This window comes from Streptomyces sp. MMBL 11-1, assembly GCF_028622875.1.
Lineage (GTDB): Bacteria > Actinomycetota > Actinomycetes > Streptomycetales > Streptomycetaceae > Streptomyces.
On record NZ_CP117709.1, the window covers coordinates 1,116,354 to 1,134,710 of the forward strand.

An 18,357-nucleotide genomic window follows, 5' to 3' on the forward strand; every position below is an offset into this window, starting at 1 on the left:
GGATCCCTCAGATGGCGTCCTCGGCCTCCTCGGGCGGGAGGTTGGGGCAGGGGTGGGTGAGCCGGTGGGCGTAGGCGGCGATCGCTCCGCCGACCAGGGGCGCGAGGATGAACAGCCAGAGCTGGGTAAGGGCCGCACCGCCCGCGAAGAGCGCCGGACCGAAGCTGCGCGCGGGGTTGACCGACGTGCCGGTCAGCGGGATGCCCACCAGGTGGATCGCGGCGAGCGCCAGGCCGATGGGCAGCCCGTCGAATCCGATGACCGCCACCTTGTGGGTCACCGCGAGGACGACGTAGACGAGCAGGAACGTCAGCACCACCTCGGCGAGGAACGCGCCGCCGATGTTGATGCCGACGGCCGACCGGTCGTCGTAGCCGTTGGTGCCGAACTCGCCGCTGGTCTCCAGGCCGGGGATCTGCTTCGCCAGCAGGAACAGCAGGGCCGCGCCGACGATCGCGCCGAGGAACTGGGCCACCCAGCGCTCCACGGCCGCCCGGATGTCGATCCGGCCCGCCATATACATGCCCAGCGTCACCGCGGGATTGACATGGCAGCCGGAGATCGGGCCGAGCGCGTAGGCCAGGGCGAGGAGAGTGAAACCGAAGGTGAGGGCGATGCCCACCGTGCCGAGGTAGTCGACGGCGAGCACCGCGGACCCCACGGCGAAGAACACCAGCAGCAGGGTGCCGAGGAACTCGGACGCCACGATCCGCTTCTGCATGGAACCACCTCGCGAGCTTGATCGGTTGGTCGGATTTCTCCGGATTTCCGACAATTCTCACGGCGGCGGGCACATGGCGCGCGTCGGTGCGGGCCGGCCCCGGGTCGCCCCGGGCCGGCCCGAGGGTGTCAGCGGGCGAAGAGAGGCTCTCCCGGCGCGACGGCACCGGCGGGGAGAACGGCCAGATCCAGGCCGCTCACCAGCCGGGCCCGCAGCACCTCGCTGGCCGACAGCGCGCGGGCGATGCGGCGGGCCGCCTCGGCGGGCACGGCGTCCGGGGCGAGGACGAGCGCGAGGGTGCCGTCCGCGCTGCCGGGCCCGAGGTGGGCGCGGACCACGGCGGGGTCGGCGGCCACGGTCTCCCGTACGGCCTCGATGACGGCGGGGTCCTGGAGCGGGTCGGTGCTGGTGCGGTTCTCGGCGAGGGCCAGCAGCGCCTGGCCGCTCAGCTCGAAGGCGACGGGCCCGGCGAGGTCCAGCACGACGGTGTCGGCCTTCTCGTGGGCGGCGGCCTGGAGCGCCTGGTGCAGCGGTACGGCGACGGGGCGCGCCTCGGGGTCCCAGAGTGCCAGCGAGGCGGTGGAGGTGAAGGCGGGAAGCGCGCGGCGGTCGCCGGCCTGGAGGGTGGGTACGGCCATGTCGCTGGTCTTCTCGCGCCTCAGCCCGTCCCCCCGTCTCCCACCACCGCCCTTCTGAAGTGCTTCGCGCCCCTCGTGACCGTTCTCCTCGACCTCCCCCAGGACGGCGACGACGGGGACCAGGAGCCGGGCGTCGCGCAGTGCCGTGAGGACCGGGCCGACGGCGCCGCGGTCGCGGGACCAGGCGTCCAGGGCCCTGGTCAGGGCGGGGGACGCCGAGCCGTCGTCGTCGGAGAAACCGGGGTCCGGGATGTTCTTGAGCTCCACGGGACGAGGGTAGTGCCTGGCTCTTCGCGGCTTGCCCGCAGGTGGGGCGGGCGCGGGGCTCGGCGTCCGGCCGTCGCCGCGAGCCGGCACACGGACTCAGCGTTCCGTCGCCCCGGCCAGCAGGTCGGCCGCCTCCTCGCGGGCGTGGGCGACGGGGTCCGGGAAGACCTTCAGCCCGTGGGCGACCAGGGCCCCTTCGTGCAGCAGCATCAGCGTCCGGCCCAGCCGGTCGGCGGCGTCGGGGCCGAGCCCCTCGACTCCTCGGGCGAGCCGGGTGAACAGGTCGAGCATCCACTGCTTCTGGCCGGTGATGACCGCGTGCGCCGGGTGGGACGGGTCGCTGATCTCCGCGTGGGCGTTGATCATGCTGCACCCTTTGGAGCCGTTCTCCGTCATCCAGGCGCGCGAGGCGTCGAAGACGGCCAGGATCCGGTCGCGTGGCGCGGGCGGCACGGCGTCGAGGTGCTCGGCGAGCAAGGCGCGCCAGCGCTCGTCGCGGTCGGCGAGGTACTCCACGACGATCTGCTCCTTGGAGCCGAAGCGGTCGTAGAGGGTCTTCTTGGTCACCCCGGCCTCGGCGGCGATCAGGTCCACCCCGACGGCGTGGATGCCCCGGTCGTAGAAGAGCCGCCCGGCGGCCGCCAGGGCCCGTCGCGCGGCCGGCGTCATGGTGATCCGGCGCAGTTCCTCGGGAGTGTCCATGGGCACGAGTATACCGATCTGTATAGTCGACAGGGTAGGTATACCGATCTGTTTAGCGAGGTGCGTCATGAACGTCCTGCTCCCGGTCGCCTTCGTGCTGTGCTGGAGCTCCGGGTTCATCGGGGCCAAGCTCGGCGCCGGCAGCGCGTCCGCGCTCACGATCCTCATGTGGCGGTTCCTGCCGCTGACGGTCGTCCTGGCCCTGGTCGCGGTGACCGTCGCGCGCGCCTCCTGGCGGGGCCTCGGCGCCCGGGACGTGGTCCGGCAGGCCGTGATCGGCACGTTGTCGCAGAGCGGCTATCTGCTGACCGTCTACTACGCGATCCAGCTCGGGGTCTCCACGGGCACCACGGCCCTGATCGACGGGGTCCAGCCGCTGGTGGCGGGGGCGCTGGCCGGGCCGCTGCTGCGGAGTCACGTGACCGCCCGGCAGTGGCTCGGCCTGTGCCTGGGGGTCGCCGGGGTCGTCGTGGTCACGACCGCCGACGCCTCCGCCGCCGCCGGGGCGGCCGGGTGGGCCTACGCCTTGCCGTTCGTCGGCATGCTGTCGCTGGTGGCGGCCACCTTCCTGGAGAGCCGTTCCGCCACCCGGGTGGCCCCTTCGGTCTCACTGACCGTGCACTGCGCCGCCAGCACCGTGATCTTCACCGCGCTCGCCCTCGGCACGGGGACCGCGCTGCCGCCCGCCGAGCTCGCGTTCTGGGGCGCGGTCGGCTGGCTGGTGGTGCTGTCCACCTTCGGCGGGTACGGGCTGTACTGGCTGATCCTGAGGCGCTCGGGCGTCACGGCGGTCAACACGCTCATGTTTCTGATGGCCCCGGTCACGGCGGTCTGGGGAGCCCTGATGTTCGGGGAGCCGTTCGGTCTCCGGACCGTGCTCGGCCTGGCGCTGGGGCTGGTGGCGGTGGTCGTGGTGCACCGCGGGGCCTCCCCGCGCGGCGACGGGCACACCGGTGATCAGGCTCGGAAGGCGCCCACGCGCGACTGGTCGGACGCGGTGTCCGGGGCGGGCCGGTGAGTCGGTGGGGGGCGGCCCGGGCGCGGTGCGTTCAGCGGCGGCCGGGGGCGTTCCGGCCGCGCCACAGGACGACGGCGACGGCCAGCAGCGCCGCGCCGAGGCCGGCGGCGAGCGGGGCCGCCCAGTTGGCCGTCGCGTCGGCGGTACGGGCCGGGGCCGGGCCGTCGCCGAAGTACCGCCCTCGGTGTCCCGCCGGGGCGGCCTTGGCGTCCAGGTCGGCCGGGCGGAGCCGGGCGCCCGCCTCGATGGCCTCCGCCGGGTCGACGATCCCGTAGCCGCGGGCGTCGTCGCGGCCCTGGGCGGGGGCGTCGCGTGCGGTGTCGGCGAGGAGCTTCTTGATCTGGACCGGGTCGAGGCCCGGGTGGGCGGCACGGACCAGGGCGACCGCGCCGGAGACGAAAGCGGCGGCGGCCGAGGTGCCCCACTCGATGTAGTAGTGCCCGTCCGGGTTGGCGACCACGATGTCGACGCCGGGGGCGCTGACGGTGGCGTACCAGCGGCGGGTGGAGAACGAGGCGTGCGTGCCGTACTCGTCGACGGCGGCGACCGCGATCACCCCGGGGTAGGCGGCGGGGTAGGAGATCCTGTCCCCCTTCTCCCCGCCGTTGCCGGCCGACGCGACCACGGGGACGCCCTTGGACAGGGCGTACTGGATGGCCGCGTCCTCGCCGGGGTCGGGGTGGGCGGATTCGCTGTCGTCGCCCAGGGAGAGGTTGATGACGTCGGCGCCGTTGTCCGCGGCCCAGCGGATGCCGTCGGCGAGGGCGGTACCTCGGGACTTGCGCGCCTTGGCGCGGGCCGGGTCCTTGGACTCCAGGATGACCCGGACCGGCAGGATCCGGGCCTCGGGGGCTATGCCGAGGATGCCGTCGGAGCGCCCGGGGCCGTTGCCGCGCCCGGCGATGATGCCGGCCATCGCGGTGCCGTGCAGGGCCCAGGCGGAGTCGCCGCGGGCGGCGCCGAAGCCGACGAGGTCCTTGCCGGGGAGCACCTGGCCCGTCAGGTCGGGGTGGGCGTCGTCGACCCCGGTGTCCAGGACGGCGACGGTGACGCCCCGGCCCCGGGTGGTCTCCCAGGCCCGGTCGGTGCGCAGGGCGTCCAGGGCCCACTGCTGGTCGCGGATGGCGTCCGCGTGGGCGGGCGCGGCGGGGATGAGCGCGAGGACGGCGGCGGCGCAGACCGCGGCGAGGACGCGGTGGGGTCGTCGGGTCATCCGGGCTGCTCCGTGAGTTCGGCGACGGCTCCGCGCAGTCCGCGCTCCACCTGGTCCGCGATGCCCTTCGCCTCGTGGCCGAGTCCGGCCTGGGCGATGTCCGTCGTGGCGCCCGAGGCCATGGCGTCGGGCGCGGGCTGCGGGGCGGCGACGGTGCGGCCGTCCGCGAAGCCGGAGACGGCGAGGACGACGACCGGGATATCGGTGAGCGGGTCGACCGTCCAGCTGGCGCGCTGCCCGTCGCCGAAGGAGGCCGCGAGGGTGCCCTCGGGAGCGTACGTACGGGGCATGAGGTCCTTGCGCGAGCCGAGCTTCTGCCCGGTGAACCGGGTCCGCAGGGCCGCCATGCCCGCGGCGTCGGCCTCGGTGAAGACCAGGCCGACGGTGGTGACGGCCGAGCGGGTGGCGTCGGTGTAGGTGGCGCGCACCAGCCGTTCGCAGCCCACGGAGCGGAGCGTGGTCAGGAGCAGCGGGTCGAGCCCGGCTTTGCACGTGCTGTCGGCGGCGACCGCGATCCGGGTCCAGGTGCGGTGGGTGCCTCCGGGGCCCGCGCCCTCGCCCCGGAGAGTGCGCGGGAACAGCGTGTCGACGGGGACGCTGTGCCAGGCGCCGCGTGCGGCGGTGTACGGGTTCCCGGTGGTCTCGGCCGAGGAGTCGCCCGTCAGCCAGGCTCCGGTGGCGGCCCCGCCGATCAGCCCGAGGCCGAGCACGACGCAGGCGGCGGCCGTCGCCGTACGCCACCGCTGCCGGGGCCGGACCGGCCGCAGCCGGGTGGTGGTCTCGGCGGGGGTCTCCGGGTAGCCGTAGCGCACCGGCGTCCGGTAGCCACCGGGGGGCGGCGGCGCGGCTCCCGGAGCGGGCGTCAGATCGACGGCCCCGACGGGCCTGCGCCGGGCGACGGTCGGCGGGCCGACGGGCGGACCGGGATGCGTCGGGCTCGCGGAGCCCGCGGGGGGCGGGCCCGGGTGCGTGGGGCTCGTCGCGGGGGGCGGCGCGGGCGTCACGGCGGGCACGGGCCGCTGGGCCTGGGGGGCTGGTGCGGCCTGCGGGGCTGGTGGGGCTGGTGGGGCTTGTGAAGCTGGTGCGGCCTGTGCGGCCTGTGCGGCCTGCGGGGTCACCCTGGCGGGAGGGGCCGGTGCTGCCTGCGGTGCCGGTGCGGCCGGACGGGTGGAAGGGGCCTGTGCGGCCGGATCGCCCGGTGCGGCCTGCGGGGCGGAAGGGGCCGGTGCGGCCTGCGGGGCCGAAGGGGCCGGTGGGGCCGAAGGGGCCGGTACGGCCGGACGGGCCGGTGCGGCGGCGCCGCCCGCCAGAGTGAAGCGGGCCGGCGGGGCCTGCGGGTCCAGCGGAGCCGGTGCGGCCGGGTGGGGCGGAGTTGGCTGCTGGGCCGGGGGCGATGCCGGGGCCGGGGACTCTCCCTGCGGAGCCGGGGCCGGGGCCGGTCGGCGGGCCGGTGCGGCCGGAGCCTCCTGCGGAGTGTCCGGGGGCCGGACCCGCTGAGGCGGTGCGGTCGGTGAGGCGGCCGGGGGTACGGGGGCGGGCGTCGTGGGCTCGGGAGCAGGGACCGCGGGAGGGGTCGTCGGGCGGGGCGGCACAGGGGTGCGCTGCGCTTCGGTACTCATCCGGCCCCCTGCTTACACGTCCTCGTACCGACCACGGATCACCGCCGCTGACAGGCCCGTTGGTGCTCGCGTGCACGTCACTCTACGGGCTGCGGGCGGGCGGCGGGGAACTGGCCGCCCCGGCCGGCGGGCGATCTGTCCCGATCGTCCCCCTACCCAGCCGTAGAGGCTCTCTGGCAAGCTGCGGCCATGACTGCCCCTTCCGCTGACCGGACCCGCTACAACCGGGCCACCGCCCATCTCGACGCCCCGGTCGCGATCGTCGATCTTGAGGCGTTCGACGCCAACGCCGACGATCTGGTGCGGCGGGCGGCCGGGAAGCCGGTCCGCGTGGCGAGCAAGTCCGTGCGGTGCCGGGCCCTGCTGGAGCGGGTGCTCGCGCGTCCCGGGTTCGCGGGGGTCATGTCGTACACGCTGGCGGAGTCGCTGTGGCTGGCCCGGGCCGGCTTCGACGACGTCCTGCTGGCCTACCCGTCGGCCGACCGGTCCGCGTTCGCCGAGCTGGCCGCCGATCCGAAGCTGGCCGACGCCGTGACCGTGATGGTCGACGACCACGCCCAGCTGGAGCTGATCGACGCGTCCCGGGCGGGCGGGCGGGAGGAGATCCGGGTCTGCCTGGAGCTGGACACCTCGCTGCGGATGCTCGGCGGCCGGGTCCGGATCGGGGCGCTTCGCTCACCTCTGCGCTCCCCCGCGCACCTCGCCGAGCTGGCCCGCTCGGTGGCCCGCAGGCCGGGCTTCCGGCTGGTGGGGCTGATGGCGTACGAGGGGCATGTCGCCGGGGTCGGCGACGCGCTGGCGGGGCGGCCGCTGCGGTCCCGGGCGATCCGGCTGATGCAGTCGGCCGCCCGCAAGGAGCTGGCGGTGCGCCGGGCCGAGGCGGTGCGGGCGGTCCGGGCGGTCGCACCGGACCTGGAGTTCGTGAACGGCGGCGGCACGGGCAGCGTGCAGCACACGGCGGCCGAGTCCGCGGTGACGGAGATCGCGGCCGGTTCGGGGCTGTACGTGCCCCGGCTGTTCGACAACTACACGTCGTTCACCGGCCGGCCCGCGGCCCTGTTCGCGCAGCCCGTGGTGCGCCGGCCCGGCGTGGGCGTGGTGACGGTGCTCGGCGGCGGCTATCCGGCGTCCGGCGCGGCCGGTGCCGACCGCTCCCCGGTGCCGTATCTGCCGGAGGGGCTCCGCTACGACGCGCAGGAGGGCGCGGGCGAGGTGCAGACCCCGCTGCTGGGCTCCCCCGCCGACGACCTGCTGATCGGCGACAAGGTCTGGTTCCGGCACGCCAAGGCCGGGGAACTGTGCGAGCGCTTCGACGCGCTGCACCTGATCGAGGGCGACCGGGTCACGGCGAGTGTTCCGACGTACCGGGGCGAGGGGCGGACCTTCCTCTGACCTCTGCCCGGGGAACGCGGGCGAGGGGCGGGTAGCCCTTCTCCGGCACCGGGCACCGCGCGGGGGCCGGCGCGTCAGGGGCCGATGGACGCGCCCACTCCGCCGCTCGTCGCGCTGTCGCCGAGCGGGCGGATGCCCCGGGTGATCGTGTCCATCAGGGACAGCGGCAGGCCGGGGACCTCGGCGTCGAACGCGAACCGGACGAGCACCGGCGTCCCGGTGCCCACCGAGGAGGGGAAGGCGAGGGACTGCACGTAGCCGCCGGGCCCCTTGCCGGTGGTGACCTGCCAGCGCACCAGGTAACCGGTGCGGCCGGCGACGGTCAGCTCCTGGGCCTTGAGGACCTTGTGGGAGGTGATGCCGCCGTGGGTGCGCCGGCCGAGGTTGTCCTCCTCGTAGGCCCTGTCGGCGGCGGTGACGATATCGGCCTCGGCCAGGGCCCTGACATCGGTCTCGCCGCCCCGGGCGGTGCGGGTGGAGACCGTGCCGTGGTAGCAGAACGACGCGCCTCCGGGGCAGTCGTAGGACTGCTCGGTGCGGATGGTGGGGGCGTCGTCGGAGGTGCTCTTCGGCTTCTCCCAGCCCTTGGGCACCGGCACGGTGATCCCGTTGAGCTGGTCGACGAGGACGGTGGGGTCCTCCTCCGGGGCGGGCTCGGCGGAGGAGGCGGTGGCCGTGGGGGCGGTGACGGGGGCCGGGGGCGAGGTGGTCGTCGTCGGAGCCGCCGGCGTACCGCCCTCGTCGCGGCCCAGCAGCACGGCGCCCGCGACGGCCGCGCCCAGGACCAGCACCCCGGAGAGCGTGATCGCCAGGACCTTCGTCCGGCTGCCGCCGGCGGCCTCGCCCCGGGGGTCGCGCTGGTGCGGGAGCGGAAGCGACGGCGGGCCGAACGCCGCGGGGGCGGGCGGCTGTTCCGGTGCGGCGTGGGCGGCGGCGAGCGGGCGGGTGTGCACGGTCCAGGCCGTGCCGTCCCACCAGCGCTCGTGGCCGGGTGCGCCCGTGTCCGGGTACCAGCCGGGCGGCGTCACGTAGCTCATGCCACCACTCTAGGGTCCGGCCCGGACACGGCGGCCGGGGTTCGCGGGGTCAGGCGTCGCGGCCGGTCAGGGACAGCAGATCGCGGGCGGGGCCGGTGGGGCGGTGGCCGCCCGGCCAGACGGCGCGCAGTTGGCGGCGCAGCCGTACGCCCGCGACGGAGACCTTGACGAGGCGGCGGGACGACAGCTCCTCGCCGAGGGCGAGTTCGCTCAGGACGCAGGGTCCCGCGCCGCTCTCCGCCGCGCCCTTGACCGCCGTGGTGGAGGAGAGTTCCAGCAGGGGCCGCGCCAGCCCGCCGTGCACGGCGAGCGCCGCGTCCAGGACCTGGCGGGTGCCGGAGCCGTGCTCGCGCAGGATCAGCGGGGTGGCGGCGAGTTCACCGGGCAGCAGCGGGGCGCGGCGGCGGGCCCAGGGGTGGCTGGGGGCGACCACGACGACGAGGCGGTCGTGGGCGATGACGGTGCCGTCGAGACCCTCCGGTATCGACAGTCCCTCGACGAAGCCCAGGTCGGCCTCGCCGGTGACCAGGCGGCGGGCGACGTCCGCGGAGTTGCCGACGCGGAGCGAGACCGCGGTGGCCGGGCGCTCCCCGCGCAGGGCGATGAGCCAGCCCGGCAGCAGGTACTCGGCGATCGTCATGCTGGCGGCGACCCGCAGCCGGGAGTCGCGGCGGTCACGCAGCGCCTGGGCGCCGGCGTCGAAGGCCTCCGCCGCCTCGACGACCCGGCGCGCCCAGTCGGTGACCAGCGCGCCCGCGTCGGTGAGCCGGGAGCCGCGCGGGGAACGGTCCAGGAGGGCGACACCGAGCTGTCGCTCCATGGACCGGACGCGGCTGGAGGCGGCGGGTTGGGTGATGCCGACCTCCCGGGCGGCCCGGCCGAGGCTGCCGTGCCGGGCGACGGCGAGGAGCAGCTCCAGCGCGCCGAGGTCGGGGACCCGGTGGGAGAGGGGGACGTGGGGTGCGTGGGGTGCGTGGGTTGCGTGGGTGTCGTCGCCGGTCATAAATCCAGCTTATGACCTCATAGGCGCGGGGTCCCTGGTGGGCGGGCCCCCGGCCGCGAAGACTCGTGGCATGGCCATCTTTCCGCGGACCCGGACCGACGTCCCATCACCGCCCGCCGCGCTTCCGACCCTCCCGGCGGAGGCGTCCGGTGACTCGACGCGGCTGCCGACCCTCCCGGCGGAGGCGCCCGGCGACCCGGCGCGGCTGCCGTCGCTGCGGCACATCGGCCCGAACTGGTACGCGAGCGTCATGGGCACCGCGATCGTCGCGAGCGCCGGCGCGATGCTCCCGGTGGACGTTCCCGGACTGCGCGCCGCGTGCACCGTGGTGTGGGCGCTGTCGGCCCTGCTGCTCCTGGCCGTCCTCACCGCGCGGGCCGGGCACTGGTTCTGCCACCGCGACCAGGCACGCGCCCATCTCCTGGACCCGGCCGTCGCCCCGTTCTACGGCTGTCTGTCGATGGCGTTGATGGCCGTCGGCGGGGCCACCCTGACGGTGGGCCAGGACGTGGTGGGCGCGCGGGCGGCGCTCGCGCTGGATGTGGTGCTGTTCGTGGCGGGCACGGCGGTCGGTCTGGTGGCCGCTGTCGCGGTGCCGTATCTGATGGTCGTACGCCACCGTCCCGCGCCCGGGACCGCGTCGCCTGTCTGGCTGTTGCCGCTGGTGGCCCCGATGGTGTCGGCCTCGCAGGGCGCGCTGCTGGTGCCGCACGTCTCCGCCGGGCAGGGGCGCGAGGCGCTGCTGCTGGCCTGTTACGCGATGTTCGGCCTGTCCCTGCTGGCCACGCTGGTGGTGCTGCCGCTGGTCTTCTCCCGGCTGGTCCACCACGGTCCGCTGCCGCTCGCGCTGACCCCGACGCTGTTTCTGGTGCTGGGGCCGCTCGGGCAGTCGACGACCGCCGTCAACCAGCTGGCCGACGCCGCCCCGGGGGCGGTCGGGGCCCCCTACGCCTCCGCGTTCGGCGCGTTCGCCGTGCTGTACGGGGTGCCGGTGATGGGCTTCGCGCTGCTGTGGCTGGCCCTGGCGACCGCGATGGTGGTGCGGGCCGCGCGGAACGGGATGGGGTTCGCGATGACGTGGTGGGCGTTCACCTTCCCCGTCGGTACGTGTGTGACGGGCGCGGCGGGTCTGGCGCGGCACACCGGTCTCGACGCGCTGACCTGGCTGGCGGTGGCGCTGTACGTCGCCCTGGTCGCGGCGTGGGCGGCGGCCGGGGCGCGGACGGCGCTCGGGGTCCTCAGCGGAGCGCTGACGGCAGCGCCCGTGCCGCCTCGGCCAGCGACGGCCCGTACCACGTGAGCAGCCGCCCGTCGACGAGTGCGGTGGGCAGGGCGGGGAAGGCCTCGGGTCCGTCGTCCGCGGTGAAGCGGTAGGGCTCGTCGGGCAGCACGATCAGCTCGGCCCCGGAGGCGTTCAGCTCGTCGAGCGGGATGCGCGGGTAGCGCTCGGCGTGGTCGGCGTACACGTTGCGGATGTCGAGGCGGGCGAGGAGGTCGCCGGCGAAGGTGTCGTGGCCCAGCACCATCCAGGGCCTGCGCCAGATCGGTACGGCGGCGGGGCGCGGGGTCCCGGAGGGCGCGGGCAGCGCGGCCCAGGCGGCCTCCGCCTCGTCCAGCCAGCGGGGCCTGGCCAGCCCGCAGCCGTCGACGAGGACCCGGTGCAGTTCGGCGAGTGCCTGGTCCAGGGTGCGGACCTCGGTGACCAGGACGTCGAGCCCGGCCGCCCGGAGCGCGTCGAGGTCGGGGACCCGGTTCTCCTCCTCGTTGGCGATCACGAGGTCGGGGGCGAGGGCGGTGATCGCGGCCACGTCCGGGTTCTTCGTGCCGCCGACGCGGGCGGCGGTGAGATCCGCGGGGTGCGTGCACCAGTCAGTGACCCCGACGAGCAGCCCGGGTGCGGTGCGGGCGACGGCCTCGGTGAGCGAGGGGACCAGGGAGACGACGCGCACGGACGGCCTTTCGCGGGTGGGAGGGGCGGGCGCACCTCGTACGGACACTCCCCGTACGCACTCCCGCGTACGGACACTCCCCGTACGGGCTCGGCACCGTACGGACACTCTCCGTACGGGCACGGCACCGTACGGACACTCCTCGTACGGACTCGGTGCCGTACGGGCACAGCACCGTACGTACTCGGGGCCGTACGGTCGGCGTTCGGGCTCAGCGGCGTGAGTCGAACGTGGCGTCGATGTGTTCGGCCACCGAGACGACCAGCAGCCGGGTGCCGGGCAGGGTGGCGCGCCAGCGGTGGCGGACCCCGCCGGAGAGGAACAGGGTGTCGCCGTGTTCCAGGCGGTGGACCTGGCCCTCGGCCTCGACGTCGACGGCGCCCTCGACGACGTACATCAACTCGTCGTTGCGGTGCTGGAACTCGCGTCCGAGGTCCGGTTCGCCGGTGAACTCCAGGGCGCTGAGCTGATGCCGGCCGCGCACCAGGCGGCGTACGCCCTCACCCTCCTCGGCCCGGACGACGTCGACCGCGCGCGCGGAGTCGGCGGCGGCCCGCAGGCGCCCGGTGGTGGTCTCCAGCGCTTCGGCGACCCGGTCGAGGGAACGGGCGCTGGGGCGGGCGCGCTCGTTCTCGATCTGGCTGAGGAAGGGCACGGAGAGGCCGCTGCGCGAGGCGACCGCGGCCAGCGTGAGGCCCAGGGTTCTGCGCCGTCGGCGGACGGCGGCGCCCACCCGCGGTGTGTCCTTGTCGTCCATGTCCCGGCTCCCTCCCGCCTCCGCCATCCTCCCGGTTGCCAGCACCTTACGCACATGGTTGCGCACGACGTCCGGTAAACGCCCCCCGGGAAGCCGGAAGGGGTGGCCCCGCCCGAAGGCGGGGGCCACCCCTGATGACCTGCTGCTTTCGTGCTCGTGGGCCCTTACTGGGGCGCCATGGTGTCCGCGATGCCCGGGTTGTCGTCCATCCAGGCCTTCACGGCTTCCTCCTCGTGCCCCACACCGCGCTTCTGGATCTCGTTCTCCAGGCCGCCGAGCTGCTCCTCGGTGAGCTTGAAGTCCTTGAACCACTTCGTCAGCTGCGGGTACTGCTTCGGGAACTCCTTGGAGGCGATGGTGTGCAGCCGGTCGCCCTCACCGAACGCCTTCTTCGGGTCCTTCAGCTTGGTCATGCCGTACTCGTTGTACGCCCAGTGCGGGGTCCACAGCAGGACCGCGATGGGCTCCTTCTTGGCGTACGCGCGCTTCAGCTCGGCCAGCATGCCGGGCGTGGAGGAGTCGAGGACCTCGTACTCCTTGTCCAGGCCGTAACTCGGCAGGACGTTCTTCTTGAGGTTCTCCATCGTGGCGGTGCCGGGCTCGATGCCGACGATCCGGCCCTTGAAGTCGGAGCCCTTGCCCTTGAGGTCGTCGAGGGTCTTGACGTCCTTGACGTAGTCGGGGACGGCGACCTCGATGGACGTCGGCCCGTACCAGGAGCCGAGGTCGGTCAGCTTGTCGCCGTACTTGTCCCAGTAATTCTTCTGGGTGTACGGCAGCCAGCCGTCGAACTGCACGTCGATCTGGCCGCGTGACATCGCGGCGTACATCGGGCCGACCTCGAACTGCTTGAGGTTGATCTTGTAGCCGCGCTCCTCCAGGACCGCCTTCCACAGGTACGTGGCGGCGATGTCCTCCTCCCAGGGGAACCAGGCGACCTCGACGGCACGGTCACGCTCGTCCTTGCCGCCGTCGGCCTTGGCGTCCTCCGGGACCGGGGACCACGTGTCGGCGACGCCCGGGTTGTCCTTCAGCCAGACGCGGACGGCTTCCTGCTCCTTGCCGGAGCCGGACTTCTGGATCTGGGCCTCAAGGCTGGTGAGCTGCTTCTCGCTCATCTTGAAGTCCTTGAGCCACTTGCTGACCACGGGGTTCTCGGCGGAGAAGCCCTTGCGCGCCAGGGTATGGACGCCGTCACCCTCGCCCCAGAGGCCCTTGGGGTCCTTGAGCTTGGTGAGGTCGTACTCGTTGTAGGCCCAGTGCGGCGACCAGAGCGGAACGACGATCGGTTCCTTCTTGGCGTACGCGCGCTTCAGCTCGGCCAGCATGGACGGCGTGGAGCCGTCGATGAGCTTGTACTCCTTGTCCAGGCCGTAGCCCGGCAGCAGCTTGTCCTTGAGCAGGCCCATCTCGCCGGCGCTCGGCTCGATGCCGACGATCCGGCCCTTGAACTCGGACGCCCGGCCCTTCAGGTCGTCCATGGTCTGGACGTCCTTCATGTACGCGGGGACGGCGAGCTCCAGCGAGGTCGGGGCGTACCACGCGCCGAGGTCCTCCAGCCGGTCCTTGTACTTCGCCCAGTAGCTGGCGTGGGTGACCGGCAGCCACGAGTCGGTCTGGAAGTCGATCTGCCCGTTGGCCATACCGGTGTACAGCGCGCCGGCCTCGTACTGCTTGACGTCGACCTCGAAGCCGCGCCGCTCCAGCATCTCCTTCCAGAGGAAGGTGGAGGCGATGCCCTCGTCCCACGGGATGTAGCCGATGCTGACCTTCTTGCCGTCACCGATCAGGGCGGCCTTGCCGGCCGTGTCGTCCTTGGAGCCGCCACCGAAGACGCTCATGCTGCCCGCGACGAGCGCGAGGACGACGATGCCGACGGCCGCGATGCGGGGCTGCGGGCGATAGGTCCAGATCTTCCAGCCCTCGGCCATGGCCTGGGCCTTGGCGACCGCGCGGCGGCCCAGCGGGGAGACCTCGGTGCCCAGCGCGCCGGTCATCCGGTCCAGGTACATGGCGAGGATGACGATGGAGATGCCCGCCTCGAAGCCGAGGCCGACGTCGACGTTGCCGATGGCGCGGTAGACGGAGCCGCCGAGGCCGCCGCCGCCGACCATGCCCGCGATGACGACCATGGACAGGCCGAGCATGATGACCTGGTTGATTCCGGCCATGATCGTGGGCAGGGCGAGCGGCAGCTGGACGCGCAGCAGGGTGTTGCGCGAGGTGGTGCCGAACGCCTCGGCCGCCTCGACGAGTTCGCCGTCGACCTGGCGGATGCCGAGCTCGGTCATCCGGACGCCCGGGGGCAGCGCGAAGATGATGGTGGCGATGATGCCGGGGACCACGCCGACGCCGAAGAAGATGACGCCGGGGATCAGGTAGACCATGGCGGGCATGGTCTGCATGAAGTCCAGGACCGGCCGGGTGATCGCGCTGACCGTCCTGGACCGGGAGGCCCAGATGCCCAGGGGCACGGCGATGACCAGGGTGACCAGCGTCGCGACGAGCACCAGGGTGAGGGTGTCCATCGCCTCGTCCCACAGTTCGACGGAGTCGATGAGGGCGAACCCGACGAAGGTGAGCAGCGCCGCGGGCAGGCCGCGCAGCCACCAGGCGATGACGGCGACGATGCCCGCGAAGAGCAGCGGCGCGGGGGCGGACAGGACGGCGGCTATGCCGTCGAACATGCCGCCGACGAGGGAGCTGATGGCGTCGAAGAGCCAGGCGAGGTGGGTCTGCAGCCAGTCGACCGCGGAGTCGACCCATTCGCCGAGGGGGAGCCTAAACACTGGCCACCTTCTTCACGCCGTCCGCTGCCGCGGGTTCGGTGTCGTGGGGGGCCTCGGCCGGGGTCATCGGCTCGCCCAGGACGGCGAGGAGCCGGGAGCTGGGGACGACGCCGACGAGCTTGCCCTTGGCGTCGGTCACGGCGACCGGGTTCGAGCTCTGCGAGCAGGGCGTGAACAGGTCGATGATCGGCGTGGACTCCGGGACCGTGGCGGGGGCCGCGGCCAGCACGTCCTGCGGGGTGCGCAGTTCCTTGCCGTCCGCCGCCCTGGTGCCCATCACGGTGTGCGCCTCGGCCATGATCGCGCCCGCGGTGAGCACCCGGGAGCGGTCGACGTCCTGGGTGAAGGAGGCGACGTAGTCGTTGGCCGGGGTGACGAGGATGTCCTCGGCGGTGCCGAGCTGGACGATCTCCCCGTCGCGCATCACGGCGATCCGGTCGCCCAGGCGCATGGCCTCGTTCAGGTCGTGGGTGATGAAGACGATGGTCTTCTTCAGGCGCTTCTGGAGCTCCAGGAGCTGGTCCTGCATGTCACGGCGGATCAGCGGGTCGAGCGCGCTGAAGGACTCGTCCATGAGCAGCAGGTCGGCGTCGGTGGCCAGCGCGCGGGCGAGGCCCACGCGCTGCTGCATACCGCCGGACAGCTCGTCGGGCCAGGACTTCTCCCAGCCTTCGAGGCCGGTCAGCCGCAGCGCCTCGGTGGCGCGCACCTCACGCTCCTCGCGGGACACGCCCTGGACCTCCAGGCCGTACGCGGCGTTCTCCAGGACGCTCCGGTGGGGGAAGAGCGCGAAGTGCTGGAACACCATGCTGATCTTGGTGGAGCGGACGTGCCGCAGTTCGCGGGGGCTCAGGGCGGTCAGGTCCTGGCCGTCGAAGAGCACCCGGCCCGCGGTGGGGTCGAGCAGACCGTTGAGCATCCGCAGCAGGGTGGACTTGCCCGAGCCGGACAACCCCATGACGACGAAGATCTGCCCCGGCTCCACGGTGAACGAGGCGTCGATCACCGCTGCGGTCGTTCCCTCGCCGCGCAACTCGTCGCGGCCGGAGCCGCTCTCGAGCTTCCGCACGGCTTCATCGGGTCGTCTGCCGAAGACTTTGTACAAGTGCTCGGCTTGCAGCCTGGACACATACACCTCACGCGTTGAACCGAAAAACGGTCTGCCACCCCCTCCGGCAGACCGTGGAGCGGTGCGGGTTCTTTCCGCGTGGCACATGCACTAGTTGAAAATGCGACGTGGTTCGCTCCGGTGGCGCGCCTGCCCTCGCTTACACAACCCAAACACAACAGTGACCCAGGTCACTGACCTGCGACGGGGCGCCAGCAAGCGGTTACCCGGGGCGACTGTGGGTGCGGTGGGGCATCATCGGGTCTGTGACGCGACGCCTGATGCTCCTCGACACCGCCTCCCTCTACTTCCGCGCCTACTTCGGGGTGCCCGATTCGGTGCGCGCGCCGGACGGTACGCCCGTGAACGCCGTGCGCGGCCTCCTCGACTTCATCGGCCGCCTGGTGCAGGACCACCGGCCGGACGATCTGGTCGCCTGCTGGGACAACGACTGGCGTCCGCAGTGGCGGGTCGACCTGATCCCGACGTACAAGGCGCACCGGGTCGCCGAGGAGACGCCCGCCGGGCAGACGGACGAGGAGGAGATCCCCGACACGCTGTCCCCGCAGGTCCCGATCATCGAGGACGTGCTGGCGGCCCTCGGGATCGCCCGGGTCGGCGTCACGCCGTACGAGGCGGACGACGTCATCGGCACCCTCGCGGGGCGGGCGACCGGGCCGGTGGACATCGTCACCGGCGACCGCGATCTGTATCAGCTGGTCGACGACGCCCGTCAGGTGCGCGTGCTCTACCCGCTCAAGGGCGTCGGCACCCTTCAGCTGACCGACGAGGCGTGGCTGCGCGAGAAGTACGGTGTGGACGGCGCGGGCTACGTCGATCTGGCACTGCTGCGCGGCGACCCGAGCGACGGGCTCCCGGGTGTTCCCGGCATCGGCGAGAAGACGGCGGCGAAGCTGCTGGACGCGTACGGCGATCTCGACGGGATCATGGCGGCGGTGGACGACCCGAAGGCGAAGCTGACGCCCTCGCAGCGCAAGCGGCTGGACGAGTCGCGCGCCTATGTGGCCGTCGCGCCGAAGGTGGTCCGGGTGGCAGGGGACGTCCCCCTGCCCGACTTCGATCCGTCACTGCCGCGCGAGCCACGCGACCCGGCCGCCCTGGAGGCGCTGGCGGAGCAGTGGGGGCTGGGCGGCGCGCTTCAGCGGCTCCTGACCGTCCTTCAGCACTGAGGTGTTAACTTAGGCATACCTAAGCTTACGTTTTCGAACCAGGGAGTACCTCGTGGCAGAGCGGCCGGCCCGGCAGGGACCCACGGCTCAGGGCGCGCAGGTCGTGCGCACCGAGCAGATCACCCCGCACATGGTCCGGGTGGTCCTCGGCGGCGAAGGGCTCGCGGACTTCACCCTCTCCGGCTTCACCGACCACTACATCAAGCTGTGCTTCGCGCCCGAGGGCGCGGACTACGCGCACCCGTTCGACATGGCCGCGATCCGGGAGCGGTACCCGCGCGAGCTGTGGCCCACCACCCGTACGTACACGGTGCGCTCCTGGGACCCGGTCGCCCGGGAGATGGCCGTCGACTTCGTCGTGCACGGTGACGCGGGCCTCGCGGGACCGTGGGCGCAGCGGGCCCGGGTGGGCGAGCAGGTGACCTTCCTCGGCCCCGGCGGCGGTTACGCTCCCGAGGCGTCGGCGGACTGGCACCTGCTGGCCGGCGACGAGAGCGCGCTGCCGGCGATCGCGGCGGCGCTGGAGCAGATGCCGTCGGGTGCGCTCGTGCACGCCTTCGTCGAGGTGTCGGACGCCTCGGAGGAGCAGAAGATCGTGACGCCCGACGGGGTGACGGTGACCTGGCTGCACCGCGGCGACCGGCCCGTCGGCGAGCTGCTGACCGCCGCCGTGAAGGGGCTGGACTTCCCGGAGGGCGAGATCCAGGCCTTCGTGCACGGGGAGGCGGGCTTCGTGAAGGAGATCCGCCGGTATCTGCGCGTGGAGCGGCAGATCCCGCTGCCGCGGCTGTCGATCTCGGGTTACTGGCGTCTCGGCAAGGACGACGACGCCTGGCGCGCCGTCAAGCGCGAGTGGAACGAGCAGGTGGAGCGCGAGCAGGAGAGCGGCACGACCGCCGCCTAGCCGTCGGCTCGGCGCCGGGTCCGATCGGCCCGGAGCCCCGCCGGGCCGGG

The 18,357-nt window shown here is 73.4% G+C and carries 16 protein-coding genes; 5 read left to right on the forward strand and 11 right to left on the reverse strand.

From position 1 onward, the window contains the following. Positions 1-7 precede the first annotated feature (7 nt). The 3 genes from PSQ21_RS04660 to PSQ21_RS04670 form a co-directional block, all read right to left on the reverse strand. Entirely contained in the window at positions 8-721 is a 714-nt protein-coding gene (locus tag PSQ21_RS04660) for an MIP family channel protein (protein ID WP_274029133.1), read from the reverse strand. 128 nt (positions 722-849) lie between these two features. Beyond that, complete coding sequence (locus tag PSQ21_RS04665) at positions 850-1,626, reverse strand: SseB family protein (protein WP_274029134.1); 777 nt, start codon at positions 1,624-1,626, stop codon at positions 850-852. 96 nt (positions 1,627-1,722) lie between these two features. After that, positions 1,723-2,328 (reverse strand): TetR/AcrR family transcriptional regulator, encoded by a 606-nt coding sequence (locus tag PSQ21_RS04670; protein ID WP_274029135.1) that lies wholly within the window; start codon positions 2,326-2,328, stop codon positions 1,723-1,725. Between the two features lie 67 nt (positions 2,329-2,395). Between PSQ21_RS04670 and PSQ21_RS04675 the strand changes: the two genes are divergently transcribed. Then, a complete protein-coding gene (locus tag PSQ21_RS04675) occupies positions 2,396-3,346 on the forward strand; it encodes a DMT family transporter (protein WP_274029136.1) in 951 nt (316 codons plus the stop codon). A gap of 31 nt (positions 3,347-3,377) precedes the next feature. Here the strand turns inward: PSQ21_RS04675 and mycP are convergent, their stop codons facing one another. After that, on the reverse strand, positions 3,378-4,559 hold the full coding sequence (mycP, locus tag PSQ21_RS04680; protein ID WP_274029137.1) for a type VII secretion-associated serine protease mycosin: 1,182 nt from the start codon (positions 4,557-4,559) through the stop codon (positions 3,378-3,380). Next, the gene (locus tag PSQ21_RS04685) at positions 4,556-5,425 is read right to left on the reverse strand and encodes a hypothetical protein (RefSeq protein ID WP_274035641.1); all 870 of its coding nucleotides are present in this window, start codon (positions 5,423-5,425) and stop codon (positions 4,556-4,558) included. Before PSQ21_RS04685 ends, mycP begins: the two co-directional genes overlap by 4 nt. Before the next feature lie 942 nt (positions 5,426-6,367). On the opposite strand from PSQ21_RS04685, the gene PSQ21_RS04690 reads away from it, so the two are divergent. Then, the gene (locus PSQ21_RS04690) at positions 6,368-7,570 is read left to right on the forward strand and encodes an amino acid deaminase/aldolase (RefSeq protein ID WP_274029138.1); all 1,203 of its coding nucleotides are present in this window, start codon (positions 6,368-6,370) and stop codon (positions 7,568-7,570) included. A gap of 74 nt (positions 7,571-7,644) precedes the next feature. Here the strand turns inward: PSQ21_RS04690 and PSQ21_RS04695 are convergent, their stop codons facing one another. After that, the gene (locus PSQ21_RS04695) at positions 7,645-8,607 is read right to left on the reverse strand and encodes a DUF2510 domain-containing protein (protein WP_274029139.1); all 963 of its coding nucleotides are present in this window, start codon (positions 8,605-8,607) and stop codon (positions 7,645-7,647) included. Between the two features lie 49 nt (positions 8,608-8,656). Next, positions 8,657-9,610, reverse strand: a complete 954-nt coding sequence (locus PSQ21_RS04700) for a LysR family transcriptional regulator (protein ID WP_274029140.1) — start codon at positions 9,608-9,610, stop codon at positions 8,657-8,659. 70 nt (positions 9,611-9,680) lie between these two features. Here PSQ21_RS04700 and PSQ21_RS04705 point away from each other — a divergent pair, with 70 nt between their 5' ends. Further along, positions 9,681-10,910, forward strand: a complete 1,230-nt coding sequence (locus PSQ21_RS04705) for a TDT family transporter (RefSeq protein WP_274029141.1) — start codon at positions 9,681-9,683, stop codon at positions 10,908-10,910. Here PSQ21_RS04705 and PSQ21_RS04710 read toward each other — a convergent pair. From PSQ21_RS04710 to PSQ21_RS04725, 4 genes are all read right to left on the reverse strand, one after another. Further along, positions 10,849-11,559 (reverse strand): helical backbone metal receptor, encoded by a 711-nt coding sequence (locus PSQ21_RS04710; RefSeq protein ID WP_274029142.1) that lies wholly within the window; start codon positions 11,557-11,559, stop codon positions 10,849-10,851. The two genes, PSQ21_RS04705 and PSQ21_RS04710, sit on opposite strands and share 62 nt — an antisense overlap. Before the next feature lie 211 nt (positions 11,560-11,770). After that, positions 11,771-12,316 carry a helix-turn-helix domain-containing protein gene (locus PSQ21_RS04715; protein WP_274029143.1) on the reverse strand — a complete coding sequence of 182 codons (546 nt, stop codon included), beginning with the start codon at positions 12,314-12,316 and terminating at the stop codon, positions 11,771-11,773. Between the two features lie 164 nt (positions 12,317-12,480). After that, positions 12,481-15,105 carry an ABC transporter permease/substrate binding protein gene (locus PSQ21_RS04720; RefSeq protein ID WP_274029144.1) on the reverse strand — a complete coding sequence of 875 codons (2,625 nt, stop codon included), beginning with the start codon at positions 15,103-15,105 and terminating at the stop codon, positions 12,481-12,483. Beyond that, positions 15,098-16,174 carry a quaternary amine ABC transporter ATP-binding protein gene (locus PSQ21_RS04725; protein WP_274029145.1) on the reverse strand — a complete coding sequence of 359 codons (1,077 nt, stop codon included), beginning with the start codon at positions 16,172-16,174 and terminating at the stop codon, positions 15,098-15,100. The genes PSQ21_RS04720 and PSQ21_RS04725 overlap by 8 nt, the downstream gene beginning before the upstream one ends. Positions 16,175-16,494: 320 nt before the next feature. On the opposite strand from PSQ21_RS04725, the gene PSQ21_RS04730 reads away from it, so the two are divergent. Then, positions 16,495-17,403, forward strand: coding sequence for a 5'-3' exonuclease (locus PSQ21_RS04730; RefSeq protein WP_274035642.1), 909 nt, complete (start codon positions 16,495-16,497; stop codon positions 17,401-17,403). Between the two features lie 52 nt (positions 17,404-17,455). Then, positions 17,456-18,307 carry a siderophore-interacting protein gene (locus PSQ21_RS04735; protein WP_274029146.1) on the forward strand — a complete coding sequence of 284 codons (852 nt, stop codon included), beginning with the start codon at positions 17,456-17,458 and terminating at the stop codon, positions 18,305-18,307. Positions 18,308-18,357 lie beyond the last annotated feature (50 nt).

Excerpts from the sequence above, each read along its gene's own strand:
- PSQ21_RS04715 (WP_274029143.1), bottom strand. The coding sequence starts at position 12,316 with ATGGACGACAAGGACACACCGCGGGTGGGCGCCGCCGTCCGCCGACGG.
- PSQ21_RS04690 (WP_274029138.1), top strand. The coding sequence starts at position 6,368 with ATGACTGCCCCTTCCGCTGACCGGACCCGCTACAACCGGGCCACCGCC.
- PSQ21_RS04695 (WP_274029139.1), bottom strand. The coding sequence starts at position 8,607 with ATGAGCTACGTGACGCCGCCCGGCTGGTACCCGGACACGGGCGCACCC.
- PSQ21_RS04670 (WP_274029135.1), bottom strand. The coding sequence starts at position 2,328 with ATGGACACTCCCGAGGAACTGCGCCGGATCACCATGACGCCGGCCGCG.
- PSQ21_RS04675 (WP_274029136.1), top strand. The coding sequence starts at position 2,396 with ATGAACGTCCTGCTCCCGGTCGCCTTCGTGCTGTGCTGGAGCTCCGGG.
- PSQ21_RS04700 (WP_274029140.1), bottom strand. The coding sequence starts at position 9,610 with ATGACCGGCGACGACACCCACGCAACCCACGCACCCCACGCACCCCAC.
- PSQ21_RS04730 (WP_274035642.1), top strand. The coding sequence starts at position 16,495 with ATGCTCCTCGACACCGCCTCCCTCTACTTCCGCGCCTACTTCGGGGTG.
- mycP (WP_274029137.1), bottom strand. The coding sequence starts at position 4,559 with ATGACCCGACGACCCCACCGCGTCCTCGCCGCGGTCTGCGCCGCCGCC.
- PSQ21_RS04705 (WP_274029141.1), top strand. The coding sequence starts at position 9,681 with ATGGCCATCTTTCCGCGGACCCGGACCGACGTCCCATCACCGCCCGCC.
- PSQ21_RS04660 (WP_274029133.1), bottom strand. The coding sequence starts at position 721 with ATGCAGAAGCGGATCGTGGCGTCCGAGTTCCTCGGCACCCTGCTGCTG.